The organism is Oricola nitratireducens (assembly GCF_014904745.1).
GTDB classification, from domain to species: domain Bacteria; phylum Pseudomonadota; class Alphaproteobacteria; order Rhizobiales; family Rhizobiaceae; genus Oricola; species Oricola nitratireducens.
The window spans coordinates 302,722-317,185 of sequence record NZ_JACZCS010000001.1 but is presented as its reverse complement, the minus strand read 5'-3'; the positions used below and the strand labels follow the sequence as shown (position 1 = coordinate 317,185).

The window sequence follows — 14,464 nt, the reverse complement described above, 5'->3', positions numbered from 1 at the left end:
TTCGTTCGCTTATGTCGCGTTTTCGGATGCAAGTTTCAAGATATGGAGATCGTGGCCCGTCGCCTCGACGAAGCGTTTCATGTCCTCGCTCGCGATCGATGTCGTCGCGTCGTTCGTCAACGGGTGGGCGTTGATGACGTCATGCGCCATCAGCGCCTCGTCGAAGATCAGCGTCACCGCATGGCCGCTGTCGTTGATGACCCCGAAGGCCGTCACCGCGCCCGGAATGACGCCGAGATACGCCATCAGCTGGTCCGGCTTGCCGAACGAGACCCGCCCGCTCGCACCGATCAGCGTATGCACGGTCTTCAGGTCGATCACCGCGTCCTCGTCGACGGTGAGCAGGAAATGCCGCCCCTTCTTGTCCTTCAGGAACAGGTTCTTGGTGTGCCCGCCGGGGATGGCGTCGCGCAGCGCCTTCGATTCCTCCACCGTAAAGACCGGCGGATGGTATTTCGTGGTGACCGCGATGCCGAGGCCATCGAGAAAGGCAAACAGGTCATCTCTTGTTTTCATGGCGTTGCCGTCCATCAAACCGCTTCCATTCGTGCCGTGACGCTTCAATAGGGGGATGCGGCGGCGCTTGGCAAGGCGCGCATCCGGGCGCGGCAAGAACTCATGCGCCGGGATGCCAAATTTGCTGTTGCATTCGCCCGGCGCTTGCGGCATAGAGCGCGGCAGCCGTTTCCGGCTCGCCGAGCGGGCGTAGCTCAGGGGTAGAGCACAACCTTGCCAAGGTTGGGGTCGTGAGTTCGAATCTCATCGCCCGCTCCAATTTTCCAGACAGAATCATACGATGCCAGAGCGCCGCCGCGGCAGACGACGCTTGCGCCCGATGTCGGGATCATCCATGTCGACAGTCGAGCCCTGCCCTTGCGGCGGCCGGTGCGCGGATGCCGGACAGGCCGAACCGGAATTTAACCGTCCACGATCTGGCAGGCCGTCGATATTTGTCGTATGGCGGCGCGATGTCCTCGCGCAGAGCCAATGGACAAGCCGTCGGATTTCGTACTCCCTGATGATACCCAAAAGAATTCACCAGACCTGGCATGAACGGACTTATCGGGAAAACCGCGGCACACCGCAAAGCTGGATTTCCCGCAATCCGGGATGGCAATACACGCTCTGGACGGATGAAGACCTGCTGGCCTTCGTGCGCGCCGAGTTTCCCGACCTGCTCGAACTCTACAACGCCTATCCCAATGCGGTGCAGCGCGCCGATCTCGGACGCTACCTGCTGCTCTACCGCTTCGGCGGCGTCTATGCCGACATGGATACCGACTGCCTTGCCGGGTTCGATCCCCTCGCCGGCGACGACCGCGTGATCCTTTGCGAGGAACCCGGTACCCACTGGCAACAAGCGGCCTCGCTCGGCATGAAGCGGCTGTATTTCAACGGCACCATGGCGAGCCCGGCGGGCCATCCGTTTTGGCGCCATGTCATCGACGACACGCGCAAGTGCCGCCACGCCGGGCCGAAGGACGTACTCGGTTCCACCGGGCCGCTGATGTTTTCCGGCGCGATCGCCGCCTATCCGCATCGCGACGAACTGGCGTTGCATTCCTGCCACTTGTTCGCGCCGACAGACAAGGAACGCCGGGAATCGCCCGAAAAGCCCCGCGGACCCTATTCGCATTTACGCCTCTCCCGCCACAACTGGGCCGGAACATGGTTCCATGACCGCAAGGAGACGCGATTCGAGAAGCTCAAGGGCAAGCTGCGGAAATGGCGCGTCGACGCGACGAGGCCGGCAGGACTGACGCGCACGGCCGCGCAGTCTCGCATCGATGCCGGACAGCTTCTCTCGCCCCTGCCGCCTTTCGATCCGGGCAATCGCCCGGATGTGGCGGTGTTCGTGCCGGTGCGCGACGGCGCGCCCTTCATCGAACGCAACATGGAACTGATCCGCTCCCTCGACTATCCGGCCGAAAAATTGCGGCTGGTCTATTGCGAAGGCGACAGCGCCGACGGCTCGCGCGAGATGCTCGAGCGCCAGCGCGACGCGCATGCATCCGCCTTTCGCGGCATCGAGATCCTGCATTACGCCACGGGCCTGGCACTGCCGCGCGCGGAGCGCTGGAAACCGGAATGGCAGAGGAAGCGGCGCGGCGCGATCGCCCGTGCGCGCAACCACCTGATCCGGCACGGATTGACCGCGCGAGACGAGTGGGTCTTGTGGCTGGATGTCGACGTGTGCGATGTCCCGCGTGACATCCTGACGGTCCTGCTGTCGCGCAATCGCAAGATCGTGACGCCGAACTGCGTGACAGAAAGTGGTGGCCGGAGCTATGACCTCAACAATTTCCTTGAAATCGGCAAGCCGAAAAAGTCTCATTATTACAAATACATGATCGACGGCATCTTCCAGCCACCGGATGATTTCCAGAACCGCCGTCATCTGCACGACCTGCGCTTCCTCGATGAGGCGCCGCTGTCGTCGGTGGGCGGGACCATGCTTCTGGTGCATGCTTCGGTCCATCGCGCCGGTCTGGAATTTCCGGCGATTCCTTATGACGACCTGATCGAGACGGAAGCCTTCGGGCGGCTCGCCAGCGATTTCGGACTGACACCCTGCGGCCTGCCGAATGTCGAGATATTCCATGTCAAAAGCTGACGAAAGACCGGGCTCGCTGGTCGTGCAGGTCGTCACCTGCCGAAAATCGCCCGCCGAACGCCGCAGTTCGGCGATGGCGGAGCTGAACCGGTTGCCCATCGCGCTGGAGACCGAGTTCGTGGACGGCTTCATCGCCGAGGATACGATCATCGACGAGCTCTATGACGCCGCAATCAACAGGCGGCGCTGCAAGCGGCCGATCTCGCGCACCGAGGTCGGCGTCTATGCGAGCCACAGGCTGGCCTGGCGCCGTCTTCTCGACAGCGATCATGCGGCGGCCTTCATCCTGGAAGACGATTTCGGATTCCGGGACGTCGGGCAGGTGTCGCGCGTACTGGAGAGCTGGCCCGCCGTCCTTGAAGATCGCGACATCGTCAAGCTGTTCGATTTCGAGAAACGGGCGGTCAACCGGCCGATGTTTTCCCGCCGCATAGACGGGATCGAGCTGGTCAAATGGCGCTCGCCGACCGCCGGCATGGTCGCCTATCTGATCTCGAGACGCGGCGCGGAGAAGTTTCTCGCCCGCGACAGGATCTTCCGGCCGGTCGACGAGGATGTGAAATATTTCTGGGAACTCGGCCTGGATATCTGGTCCGTGCCGGGAAATCCGGTGACCGAGGTCAGCGAACGCCTCGGCGGCAGCCTCGTCAACACCGACCGCGACCAGACGAAAACCTACCGGCTTGTGCGCAGTATCTGGGGCAATTTGCTGACGGCCGACCGGAAAATCAGGACGCGGCTGCAGCTGCAGCGCGAACGCCTGATGCGGCGCTTCGGCAGTTCCGACTGAGCGGCCCGCGCTTGCCAGCCATCCGGGAATGATTGCCCGGCTCCGGTCTCAATGGAAATTCCGGCCTTTCGGCAGAACCCTGGCCGAGGCTTCCGAGCGTTTCAGCGTCTCGTAATCGGTGCGCAGCTGCGGCGCCTCCTTCAGGAGCTGGGCAAGCCGCGAGCGTGGCTTCAGCTTCTCGCGGATCTCGATCACCGGCCGTCGCACCTCGTCGGCATTCGCCAGCCCCCCGTCGCCGATGCCCTCCGTCTCGATATCGGCGAGCAGCGGCGTCAGATCTTCCACCCGGTCGGCGACGATATGGATGACGCCCATCTCGTTCTGCAGCTTTCCCGTGACGCGCACCAGCCGCGATCCCAGCACCAGCGCCCGGTAGCGCTCGAAGACTTTCGGCCAGACGATGACATTGGCGACACCGGTCTCGTCTTCCAGCGTCATGAAGATGACGCCCTTGGCCGAGCCCGGGCGCTGGCGAACCAGCACCAGCCCCGCGACATCGGCGCGCCGCCCGGTGGAAATATCGTCCAGTTTCTCGTGCCTGAGCACGCCCATGGCATCGAGGTGACGGCGCAGGAACGAGACCGGATGCGCCTTCAGCGACAGCGACAGGTAGCGGTAGTCATGCACCACCTGCTCGCCCGGCGGCATCGGCGGCAAGGCCACCTCGGCCTCGCCGGCGATCTCGATGCCGGCCTCGTCGGGATCGCGGACCAGCGCCGGCCGCTCGAACAGCGGCAGGTGCTCCTCGGCCGATTTCTCGTCCAGCGCCCTGACGGCCCAGAGCGCCCCGCGCCGGTCGAGCCCGATGGAGCGGAAAGCGTCGGCATCCGCCAGCCGCTCGATCTGCGCGCGGGCAAGCCCCGAGCGCAGCCACAGGTCGCGCACCGAATCGTAGCCGCCGCCGCGCCGGTCGATCAGGTGGGCGATCTCGTCCTCGCGCAGGCCCTTGACCTGCCGGAAGCCGAGCCGCACCGCTTTTTGCGTTTGGATGACGTCGCGCATCTCGCGATGCCGCGGCGAGATCCGCGCGGGCGCATCCGGCTCGTCGGCGTCGCGATCTTCCAGCGCATTGTCCCAGCCGGACGCGTTGATGTCGACGGGCCGCATCTCGACGCCGTGTTCGCGCGCGTCGCGCACCAGCTGCGCCGGCGCATAGAAGCCCATCGGCTGGGCGTTCAGGATCGCCGCGCAGAAGACGTCCGGATAATGCGCCTTCAGCCAGCACGACGCATAGACCAGCAGCGCGAAGGAGGCGGCGTGGCTTTCGGGAAAGCCGTATTCGCCGAACCCCTCGATCTGGCGGAAGCAGCGCTCGGCGAAATCCGCCTCGTAGCCGTTCGCCACCATGCCCTCGATCATCTTGGTCTGGAAGGTGTGGATCGTGCCGACACGCCGGAAGGTCGCCATGGCGCGGCGCAGCCTGTCGGCCTCGCCCGGCGTGAAACCGGCGGCGACGATGGCGATCTTCATCGCCTGTTCCTGGAACAGGGGAACGCCCAATGTCTTGCCGAGCACCGCTTCCAGTTCCCGGCTCGGATAGGAGACCGGCTCCTTGCCCTGCCGGCGCCTGAGATAGGGATGCACCATGTCGCCCTGGATCGGCCCGGGCCGCACGATCGCCACCTCGATGACGAGGTCGTAGAAGTTGCGCGGCCTGAGCCGCGGCAGCATCGTCATCTGGGCGCGGCTCTCGATCTGGAAGACGCCGAGCGTGTCGGCCCGGCAGACCATGTCATAGACTTCGGCCTCCTCCTTCGGGATCGATGCCAGGGTGAGCGGCCGGTCGTAGTGATCTTCGAGCAGGTCGAAGGCGCGGCGGATGCAGGTGAGCATGCCGAGCGCCAGGATGTCGATCTTGAGGATGCCCAGCGAATCGAGGTCGTCCTTGTCCCACTCGACCATGGTGCGCCCGTCCATCGCCGACTTGGTGATCGGCACCACCTCGTCGAGCCGGTCGCGCGTGATGACGAAGCCGCCGACATGCTGCGACAGATGGCGCGGAAACCCCATGATCTCCGAGGAAAGCTTCAGCACGTTCTGCGTCGTGCGATCGCTCATGTCGAGACCGGCCGCCTTCGCCTCGCGCTCGCCGAGATCGACGTTCGACCAGCCCCAGACCGAGCCGGAGATCGCGGCCGAGACGTCCTCGGACAGACCGAAGGCCTTGGCGACCTCGCGCGCCGCCGACCGCGCCCGGTAGGTAATCACGGTCGCCGCCAGCCCGGCCCGGTCACGGCCGTATTTCTCGTAGATGTACTGGATCACGATCTCGCGCTTCTCGTGCTCGAAATCGACGTCGATATCGGGCGGCTCGCGCCGTTCCGGCGAGATGAAGCGTTCGAACAGCAGGTCGGTCAGCACCGGATCGACCTCGGTGATGCCGATGCAGAAACAGACCGTCGAATTGGCCGCCGAACCGCGCCCCTGGCACAATATGTTCTGCGATCGGGCAAAGCGCACGATGTCGTGCACGGTCAAGAAATAAGGCGCGTAATCGAGTTCGGCGATCAAGGCGAGCTCGTGCCGGATCTGGCCGGCGATCCGGTCCGGAATATTTTCCCCGTAACGTGTCCGCGCGCCTTCCCAGGCAAGCCGCTCCAGCGCCTCCTGCGGCGAGGCGCTGTCGCCGCACGGTTCGTCCGGATACTGGTAGCGCAACGCGTCGAGCGAGAAACCGAGTTCGCCGAAAAACGCGAGGCTTTCGGCGACGGCCGCCGGTTCGGCGCGGAACAGTCGCGCCATTTCAGTAGCCGGCTTAAGATGCCGTTCGCCATTGGCGGAAAGAAGGTAACCGGCCTCGGTGAGCGGCACATGTTCGCGGATTGCGGCCAGCACGTCGCCAAGCGAGCGGCGCGCGGCATCGTGACAGGTGACATCGCCGACGGCCATCAGCTTCACCCCCGATGCCTGCGCCAGCGCGCGGCTGGCTTCCAGCGTCATCCGGTCGCGCCCGTCATAGGCGGGAGTCAGGGCGAGACGGACGGAGCGGCCGAAGGCGCCCTTCAGATCCTGCAGGACAGACAGGCAGGTTTCGTCGAGCCTGTCCGGTTTCGGCAGCACGGCGAGCGACAATCCCTCGCCCCATTCGGACAGGTCAGCGCGCAGAAGCACCGGTGCGCCCTTCTCGCCGCGCAGATTGCCGGCCGTCAGTAGGCGGCAGAGACGGCCCCAGCCGCGCCGGTCCCGCGGATAGGCGAGCACGTCCGGCGTACCGTCGGAGAAGACGAGGCGCGCGCCGGGCCGGTATTCGAGCCCGGCCTCTTTTGCCGCCATGTGGGCGCGCACCGTACCGGACACCGTGTTGCGGTCGGCAAGCCCGAGCCCGGCAAGACCGAGACGCCGGGCCGTCACCACCAGTTCTTCCGGATGCGACGCGCCGCGCAGGAACGAGAAATTCGACGCGGCGGCCAGTTCCGCATAGCCGGGCTCGGACGCCATCAGGCAAACATCCCGTGCATGAACCATTGCGGCTGGACGCCGCGCCCGGCCGGGCCGTAGAGCCCCCTGCGGAACAGCCAGTAGCGCCGCCCGGCCTCGTCCTCGACGCGGTAATAGTCGCGCGGCACGGGACAAAGATCGGCGGGCGCTTCGTCACCCCACCACTCGCCGCCGATGCGTTCCGGCCCTTCCGCCTTCGCCACCTGATAGAGCGCGCGCCGCCAGCGGAAACGCAGTGGCGGGCCTTCCGGCACCCCGGCGACGACCTCGACCGGTTCGGGAACGGTGAGCAGCCGCGCGGGCCGCGGAGAAGCGGGTTGCAGGACGTTTTGTTTTGCCGGCAAAGGAAATCGCGCTGCGCTCGCCGGCCGGCGGGTCTCGGCGCGTTCCGGCTCGTGGCTTTCGACGGCAACGGCCTGGCCGACCGGATGCCGGGTATCGGGAAACGCGCCGTCGCCGAGCCGGGCGGCGATGCGGTCGAGCAAGAGGGCGACATCGGGATCGTCTTCGCCGGCGCGCGCGAAATCGCTTTGCTCTCCCGCAAGCTCTCCCCTGGCCAGCACGTTGAGCCGCACCACGTCGAAGCCGTAGCCGGCATCGATCTCGTCACCCATGGCGGCGAGCCGTTCGCGGAACAGTTTGACGATGGTCTCGGGATCGCGCACCGGCCGCGATGCCCCGACACAGAGCCGGTAGACCGCGCCGTCGACGCGGAACAGCGTGTATTCCAGCGCCCGCGCACCGGCGCCACTGCGTTCCAGGCCGGTTTTCAAGCCGGTCGCCAGCGCCATCAGCAAATGCTCGACGTCTTCCGTGCGCCCGACCGGCTCGGCAAGCCGCCGCTCCACCGACAGGGCCGGCACCGGCAGGCGCGGCGAGATCGCTTCGTCGACCGCGCCCAGCGCCTGGTCGAGCCGGAGCAGGCACTGCCGCCCGAAACGCCGCGCCAGCGGCGCGCGCGGCGCATCGATGAGCTGGCCGACGGTCTTCAACCCGACCTTGGCGAGCCCGGCCAGCGTCTCGGCGTCAAGCCGGAGCGCGGCCAGAGGGAAAGGGGCGAGAACGGGCGCCTCCGCGCCCCGGTCGATACAGAGCGTTCCGGATGCGAAACGGGTTGTTGCCCAGGCCGCGCCGGGCGTCGCGGCGACCGCCGCCCGTACCGCGAAACCCTGTTCGAACAGCCGCGCCAGAAGATCGGCGACGAGACCGTGCTCGCCGCCGAAAAGATGCGCACAGCCGGAAATGTCGAGGAAGAGGCCGTCCGGCGCATCGAGCGCCACCAGCGGCGTGTAACGGTCGCACCAGTCGGCGATCGCGGTGAGCAGGCGGCGGTCGGCCTGCGCGTCGGCGGGCACGATGTCGAGATCGGGATGGGCGGCGCGCGCATCGGCCAGCCCCTGACCGCGGCGCAGGCCCCGCGTCTCGGCCGCCTCGTCGAGGCTGGCGATGCGCATGGCGTTCTTCTCCTTGTGCGCGGTGACCAGCGGCGGGGCCGGCCGCCCCGCCTCAGGAGGCTTCTTCTGCCGCCAGGCCTTGCCGAGGCGCCCGCGCGCGATGCGGTCTGTCGCCAGATACGGAAAGCTCAGCGCCAGGATGCGCTGACCCGGAACCGGCGCGGGGGAAGGCGACGAGCGTGCCGCCCGGCCCGTCCGCAGCGGTTCCGGCAGGGCGTGTCCCGCCGCGGCGGGCCTGTTCGGTGTAAAAATGGCGTTCATGGCTGTTCCAGTGGATGAAATGGGTCCGCCCGGCGGGACCGGCCTTGTTCTTCTCGATCGTCACGGCAAAGCCCGGCGGCCCGATTCCGCCTGGCACCGCGCGCGCATGCGCCGTGCCCGCCAGCACAGTCAGCGGCGCGGAAGGGGAGGGCGCGACGACGAGACGGAGCGGCGCGGCGCTCGCCTCGGCCTCCGCCGACTGGCGCAGCAGCAGGACGAGACGACCCGACGCCTGCGCGCGCCGGTTGAGGCGCTGCGTCTCGCGCAGGCCGAACCCGCCGATATTGCCGCGCATGTCGAGAATGGTGGCGGCAAGCCCGCGCGTGCGCGCCGCCTCTTCGGCGACCCAGAGCGCGTCAACGAGCCTTTTCGGCTCGACCGTGAGCAGCCGCTCCGGCGCAAAGCCGAGCGCGGCAAGGCCCCGTCCGTGCGGCGCGCCGGCTTCGGCAAAGACCCCCGGCGCGCCGATCCACAGCACCGGATCGCGCGCCAGAAACGCCGGCGCCCCGGTCAGTGACAGCAGCGCGGCAACGAACCCGGTCGCGAGCCCCGCATCGCGCGCCGTGCGGGCATGGATTTCGGTGAGGCTCGCAAGCGCGATCCCGCCGCCAAGCTCCCGGTCGAAATCCACCGCGCCGGTGGCGAGAAGGGCCGCCCGCTCCGCATCCTGCGCGTCCGCCCAGCCCCGCTCTTCGCCGGCAAGGGCCGGCGGCGTCTGCTCGATGGAGGCGATCTGCCGGCGCAAGGACAAAAGCGTCGCCCGCGCCGTGGCGCGTGCTGCTGACGCCATGGCGTTCGTCCTGTCTTTCCTGTTTCAAAATCCTGCCGGCCCGCGCGTTTCACCCGCGCAATGCCAGTCATGTTCTTGTTATGTTCCTATTGATTCCGGCAAACTGCCGGAGAGTCAAGAGAAAGGCAAAAAAGAATTTATTCCTCGAATGTCGCGACGCGGTCCACCCCCTCGCACCTTCCTCAAAGACACTATATAGAGGGCCGGAAACACAACGAAAAAACGCCATGGACCGCACAGACCAGAGCGGCGACTGGGCCGACCGCCTTTCGCCCGATCTCGCCACCATCGAATCGATCGCGCTGACCGCCTACGCGCATTTGCCGCAGGAATTCCGCGATCTGACGAACGACATTCAGATTTTCGTCGCCGAGTTCCCGACCGACGAGATCAGCGACGATCTCGGCCTCGAGACCCCCTTCGACCTGCTCGGCCTGTTCGAGGGCCGCGGCATCGCCGAGCGCTGGAATCCCGGCACCGGCGAAGAGGCCAACCGCATCACGCTCTATCGCCGAGCCATCCTCGATTACTGGTCGGAAAACGAGGAATCGCTCGGCGATATCATCACCCACGTGCTGATCCACGAGCTCGGCCATCATTTCGGCCTGAGCGACTCCGACATGGAAGCCATCGAGGAAGCGGCCGAATAGACGCCGGCGCGCCTTATGCGACCGGCATTTCGGCCCTTCCGTAATCGGGCTCGGCGACCTTTTTCATCGTGTTGATGCTGACATGCGGCCACCGAATCAGCCCGTCCTGGCCATCCCTGCGCGGGAAGAAATCCAGCAGCACGACCTGCAGATATTGCAGGATGACAATCGGACCGCCCGAAGCGTCCGTCTCTTCGAGCTCCTGGATCCAGAAGGTCGAGGTCATTTCGGTTGCATTGGCTTGTTTCACGATGAACGGAATGTTCGAGATCCCGCCGGTCTCGACGGTGGTATTGACCTCCAGCCTGGTCGTACGCGCGACGGTGCCGGGCACACCACCGGTCAGAAGCAGATGCGGCTCAACCGGATTGAAGCCCGGAAAGCCCGGCGCGGTTACGTTGCCCGGAAACGGCGTGTCGTTGAATTCCTTGTAAGGCCCGAGATACGGATTGGCCGCAAGGTCCTGCAGGACGCCGATCGGCAGGCCGTTGACCGGCGGGATCGTCGGAGGCCCGCTGAAAATCTCGCTCTTTCCGAGCCCGAGGGCGCTATCGCCATGCGGGATGGTCGCGAGCCGAGCGATATCGAGGCCGCCAGTGGTGAAATTCGTCATGTGCAGCCAAAGGCCCGGCTCGTGGTGGATCGCCAGATTCGGAGCGCCAGCAAGTCCGCTCGACGGTCGGTCGTCAGCCGCGATCTGCGTGATCATCTGCTCATAGTCGAGCGTGACGACGAGCTGGTCGGTATTCGTGGCAGGCGTGCCTTCTTCAATCCCGCGATTCGGCACCGCCTTGTCGACAAGCGTGAACTTCAGTTCCTCGTTGAACTGGTTGACCAGCAGGCGATAGTCGATCTGGCCGCCCGGCGCCGACGAGAACGGCAGGGCGATCATGTTCCAGCCCCGGCCGGCCATATCCGGCAGATTCTTCCAGGTGCCCGGCAACAGTTTCAGCGGACCAAGGTCGTCATCGCCGGATTTCGCAAGTTCGACGTAGCGCCCGACGGATTTGAGTTCCCGGATTCTCGACTCGTTCAGCATGGCTCCCTCCTGCGACTGGATCAGAAGGCAACCAGTCTAAGAGAAGAACGAAGTACAGAGATTACAAATATTAAAAATGACAATAATTGTAGTTTATAATAGTTTATGTTTGTGGTGAATTAAGAGTTAAGCTATTATATTTTAAGTTGGAAATCAATCACTTTCCCGCCCGATGAAAGCTCTTATCCGATTTCGTGCCAACAATACGGAAAAAATAAATTTGGAGGAAGCCACCTTACTCTGGGGAATTTGCCCCCGAAAACGCATGCGCAGCACGTCTTTGGCGATACCCGGCGCCTTTCATTCGGCCATCGACAGCGCCGCACCATTGATCTCGCGCAACAGCTTGCGCTTCATCGCCGCCTCGTAATCGGAAAAATCGCGCGCCACCTCGACGAAGGCGCCCGGCCCGTGGATCACTTCGGCGCGGTAATAGGCGACCGGATCGGGCTTCTCGCCCTCGATCACAAGGCCGTTCACGGTGATGTTGGAAAAATCGAAATTGCGGTAGGCGGTCGCCGGCTCGTAGCCCTCGTTGGTGACGCCATCGCCGGATACGTCCACAACCGTGCGGGTGCATGTAAGCGGCGCCCGCGAAAGCTGGATCGCCGCATGGCCGAGCGCATAGCCGAGCGCCGTCGGGAATTCGTCGAAGCCGCGCACATGCGCCTCGATCCGGTCGGCAAAGGCGAAGATGTTCGCGTCGGAGCGCAGGAATGTCCACGGCGCGACCGCGACCTGCTGGAAGCGTCCGCTCCATTCGAACGCCATCGCCTGGATGCCGCCGGCCTCGATGATCGCGCCCCGGATCGTCTCGTCGCGCATCGCCCGCGCAAGCCCGCTCATCTGCAGCGTGAATTCATCGGCATCGACGCTGGAGGAGACGTCGAGCGCAAGCACCAGCGACAGGCCGCAGCGCGATTGCGCATTCGCCGCCGCCGTCCCGGAAAAAAGGACGGCAAGCGCTATGGCGAGAGCCGGCTGGATGCCGCCGCTCCTACTGCTCGCCCAGTTTCATCAGCGGATGGTACTCCTTACCCTCGACGGTCTTCACCACCGCCTGCGCGCAGCGCATCGCATGCGTGTCCGGGTCGAAGGAATAGGACGGCGAACCGTGCAGCGACCAACCCTTGTTCAGGGCATCGGTCACCTTGTGGCAGAAAGTGGCGTCGTCCGGACCGGTCAGCAATCGATAGAGCTGCATGGCGTCAATCCTCTTCCTGTCCGCGCTGCCTGGCGGCAAGCGCCAGCGTGCGTCGGGCGTCTTCCAGATGCAATCGTTCCACCATCCGCCCGTCAAGGCTGATCACCCCGGCGTCCCTGTTTTCGGGACGGTCGAAGGCGGCGACGATGGAGGCGGCCACCGCCTCGCGCTCGGGTGATATGCCGAATGCGGCGTTCGCGCCCTCGATCTGCAACGGATGAATCAACGTCTTGCCGTCAAAACCCATGCCGGCGGCTTCCCGGCATTCGGCTGCGAAGCCTTCCTCGTCGCGAAACGCGTTGAAGACGCCGTCGAGAATGTCGAGCCCGAAGGCGCGCGCCGCGACCACCAGTTCCATCAGCATCGGCTGCAGAACGGCGCGGTTCGGTCCGGGCAGGCGCAGATCCTTGGCAAGATCGTTCGAGCCGGCGACCAGGCAATCGAGCCGTGAGCCTTCCGTTTCGCCCCAATCCGCAATCGCCGCGGCGTTCAGGATCGCCTTCGGCGTCTCCATCATCGCCCACAGCCGGATCGTGTCGGCCGCATCCGTCTCCGTCAGCATGTCGGCCACATCGGCGATGTCACGCGGCACGTCCACTTTCGGGATCAGGATCGCATCCGGCTTGCACGCGCGGGCAGCGAGAAAATCCTCCGCTCCGAATTCGCTCGACAACGCGTTGATGCGGATCACCCGTTCGCGGGCGCTTTGCGGATGCGCCCCGAAATGATCGCGCAATCGCTCGCGGGCATCCTCCTTGGCCGCCGGTGCGACAGCGTCCTCGAGATCGTAGATGATGGCGTCGCAGGCAAGCGTCTCCGATTTCGCCACGGCCTTCTCGTTCGAGGCGGGCACATAGAGGACGGAGCGGCGGAGGCGAAGCGGGCGTCTGGTCATGAAGACGTTTGACAATATTGCGGTGAGAGCCGCAAGTGGCGGAACGAACGGGGTGTTTCATGACGCATCACACTTGCGACATCGCGATCATCGGCGGCGCGTTGGCCGGCGCTGCGACGGCCTGGCATCTGGCACGGCTCGGCTATGACGGCGATATTGCCGTCTTCGAGCGCGATCCCGGTTTTGCGCAGGCCGCCACCGCGCTGTCGGCATCCGGTATCCGGCAACAATTCTCGCTGGCCGAAAACATCGCCCTGTCGCGACGCACGCTCGAATTTCTGAACAAGGCTTCAGATCATTTCGAATTCGAAACGGATGTCGGTTTTCACGAAAACGGCTATCTGCTGCTGGCGAGCGAAGCCGGGCGCGAGACGCTGGCCGCCAATCACGCGGTGCAGAAACAATGCGGCGCCGACGTCGTGCTGCTCGATCCGGTCGGTCTTCAGGAGCGGTTTTCCTGGCTGAACACCGATGGCGTCGCCGCCGGATCGCTCGGCCTTGCGGGCGAGGGCTGGTTCGACGCCATGGCGCTGCTGTCCGCCTTCCGCCGCGCCCTGAAGGCGAACTGCAGGGTGTCGCTGGTCACCGGCGAAGTCGCCGAGATCGAGAACACGGCCGGCCGGGTGACGGGGATCCGGCTCGCCAATGACAGCCGCTGGGCCTGCGATACCGCCGTCATCGCCGCCGGTCCGTCCTCCGGCGCGCTCGCGCGGGCATCCGGCCTCGACCTGCCCGTGGAACCGCGCAAGCGCACGGTCTTTTTCTTCCATGCCCGGGAGCGTTACGCCGAGATGCCGCTTACCGTCGATCCCTCCGGCCTCTATGTCCGGCCCGAGGGCGACGGCTACATCACCGGCATGTCGCCTCATCCCGACGAAGACGGCCCGGCCGATCCGCAGGATTTCGAACCGGACTGGCCGCTTTTCGAGGACAGCATCTGGCCGCTGCTGGCGACGCGCATTCCGGCCTTCGAGGCGTTGAAACTGCAATCGGCCTGGGCCGGCCACTACGAGTACAATCCCTTCGACCGCAACGCCCTGATCGGCCCGGTTGCGGAGAGTGGCGGGCTTTACGTGATTTCGGGCTTTTCCGGCCACGGCGTCCAGCAGGCGCCCTCGGCGGCGGAAGCGCTCGCCGAGCGCATCCTGTTCGGGCAATTCCGTACGACCGATTGCACCGCCTTTTCACCGGACAGGATCGCCGCCGGCCGGCGATTTGCCGAGCGCAACATCATCTGATTGGCATCAAGACCGGCCACCGCGACGAGAATGCTTCATTTTTTCCGCGCGCTTTGCTAAGGCCGTGCCAACAATTCCGAACGGAAAGCGA

The 14,464-nt window shown here is 65.3% G+C and carries 12 protein-coding genes and 1 tRNA gene; 5 read left to right on the top strand and 8 right to left on the bottom strand.

Annotated features, from left to right (window positions below; translation table 11 throughout):
* Window positions 1-9: 9 nt before the first annotated feature.
* A complete protein-coding gene (locus tag IG169_RS01545; RefSeq protein WP_193174376.1) occupies window positions 10-531 on the bottom strand; it encodes a prolyl-tRNA synthetase associated domain-containing protein in 522 nt (173 codons plus the stop codon).
* Window positions 532-699: 168 nt separating this feature from the next.
* Here IG169_RS01545 and IG169_RS01540 point away from each other — a divergent pair.
* From IG169_RS01540 to IG169_RS01530, 3 genes are all read left to right on the top strand, one after another.
* A tRNA-Gly gene (locus tag IG169_RS01540) sits at window positions 700-774 on the top strand.
* Window positions 775-1,018: 244 nt separating this feature from the next.
* On the top strand, window positions 1,019-2,614 hold the full coding sequence (locus tag IG169_RS01535; protein WP_193174375.1) for a glycosyltransferase: 1,596 nt from the start codon (window positions 1,019-1,021) through the stop codon (window positions 2,612-2,614).
* Window positions 2,601-3,404: a glycosyltransferase family 25 protein gene (locus IG169_RS01530; protein WP_193174374.1), complete on the top strand. Its 804-nt coding sequence runs from the start codon at window positions 2,601-2,603 to the stop codon at window positions 3,402-3,404. Before IG169_RS01535 ends, IG169_RS01530 begins: the two co-directional genes overlap by 14 nt.
* Before the next feature lie 48 nt (window positions 3,405-3,452).
* On the opposite strand, the gene IG169_RS01525 is transcribed toward IG169_RS01530, so the two are convergent.
* From IG169_RS01525 to IG169_RS23940, 3 genes are read right to left on the bottom strand one after another with little or no spacing between them, the layout of a single operon-like run.
* The gene (locus tag IG169_RS01525; RefSeq protein ID WP_193174373.1) at window positions 3,453-6,842 is read right to left on the bottom strand and encodes an error-prone DNA polymerase; all 3,390 of its coding nucleotides are present in this window, start codon (window positions 6,840-6,842) and stop codon (window positions 3,453-3,455) included.
* On the bottom strand, window positions 6,842-8,296 hold the full coding sequence (locus IG169_RS01520) for a DNA polymerase Y family protein (protein ID WP_246717053.1): 1,455 nt from the start codon (window positions 8,294-8,296) through the stop codon (window positions 6,842-6,844). The genes IG169_RS01525 and IG169_RS01520 overlap by 1 nt, the downstream gene beginning before the upstream one ends.
* Window positions 8,297-8,348: 52 nt before the next feature.
* Entirely contained in the window at window positions 8,349-9,347 is a 999-nt protein-coding gene (locus IG169_RS23940) for an ImuA family protein (protein WP_246717052.1), read from the bottom strand.
* Between the two features lie 227 nt (window positions 9,348-9,574).
* Between IG169_RS23940 and IG169_RS01515 the strand changes: the two genes are divergently transcribed.
* Complete coding sequence (locus IG169_RS01515; protein ID WP_193174371.1) at window positions 9,575-9,997, top strand: metallopeptidase family protein; 423 nt, start codon at window positions 9,575-9,577, stop codon at window positions 9,995-9,997.
* Window positions 9,998-10,010: 13 nt separating this feature from the next.
* Here IG169_RS01515 and IG169_RS01510 read toward each other — a convergent pair whose 3' ends face one another.
* The 4 genes from IG169_RS01510 to IG169_RS01495 form a co-directional block, all read right to left on the bottom strand.
* Complete coding sequence (locus IG169_RS01510; RefSeq protein ID WP_193174370.1) at window positions 10,011-11,036, bottom strand: heme-binding protein; 1,026 nt, start codon at window positions 11,034-11,036, stop codon at window positions 10,011-10,013.
* Window positions 11,037-11,336: 300 nt separating this feature from the next.
* A complete protein-coding gene (locus IG169_RS01505) occupies window positions 11,337-12,005 on the bottom strand; it encodes a DUF1194 domain-containing protein (RefSeq protein WP_343225535.1) in 669 nt (222 codons plus the stop codon).
* A 28-nt stretch (window positions 12,006-12,033) separates the two neighbouring features.
* On the bottom strand, window positions 12,034-12,240 hold the full coding sequence (locus tag IG169_RS01500) for a DUF1737 domain-containing protein (RefSeq protein WP_193174369.1): 207 nt from the start codon (window positions 12,238-12,240) through the stop codon (window positions 12,034-12,036).
* A gap of 4 nt (window positions 12,241-12,244) precedes the next feature.
* Window positions 12,245-13,135 carry an HpcH/HpaI aldolase/citrate lyase family protein gene (locus tag IG169_RS01495; protein ID WP_193174368.1) on the bottom strand — a complete coding sequence of 297 codons (891 nt, stop codon included), beginning with the start codon at window positions 13,133-13,135 and terminating at the stop codon, window positions 12,245-12,247.
* Between the two features lie 59 nt (window positions 13,136-13,194).
* Here IG169_RS01495 and IG169_RS01490 point away from each other — a divergent pair, with 59 nt between their 5' ends.
* Window positions 13,195-14,373 carry an NAD(P)/FAD-dependent oxidoreductase gene (locus tag IG169_RS01490; protein WP_193174367.1) on the top strand — a complete coding sequence of 393 codons (1,179 nt, stop codon included), beginning with the start codon at window positions 13,195-13,197 and terminating at the stop codon, window positions 14,371-14,373.
* Window positions 14,374-14,464 lie beyond the last annotated feature (91 nt).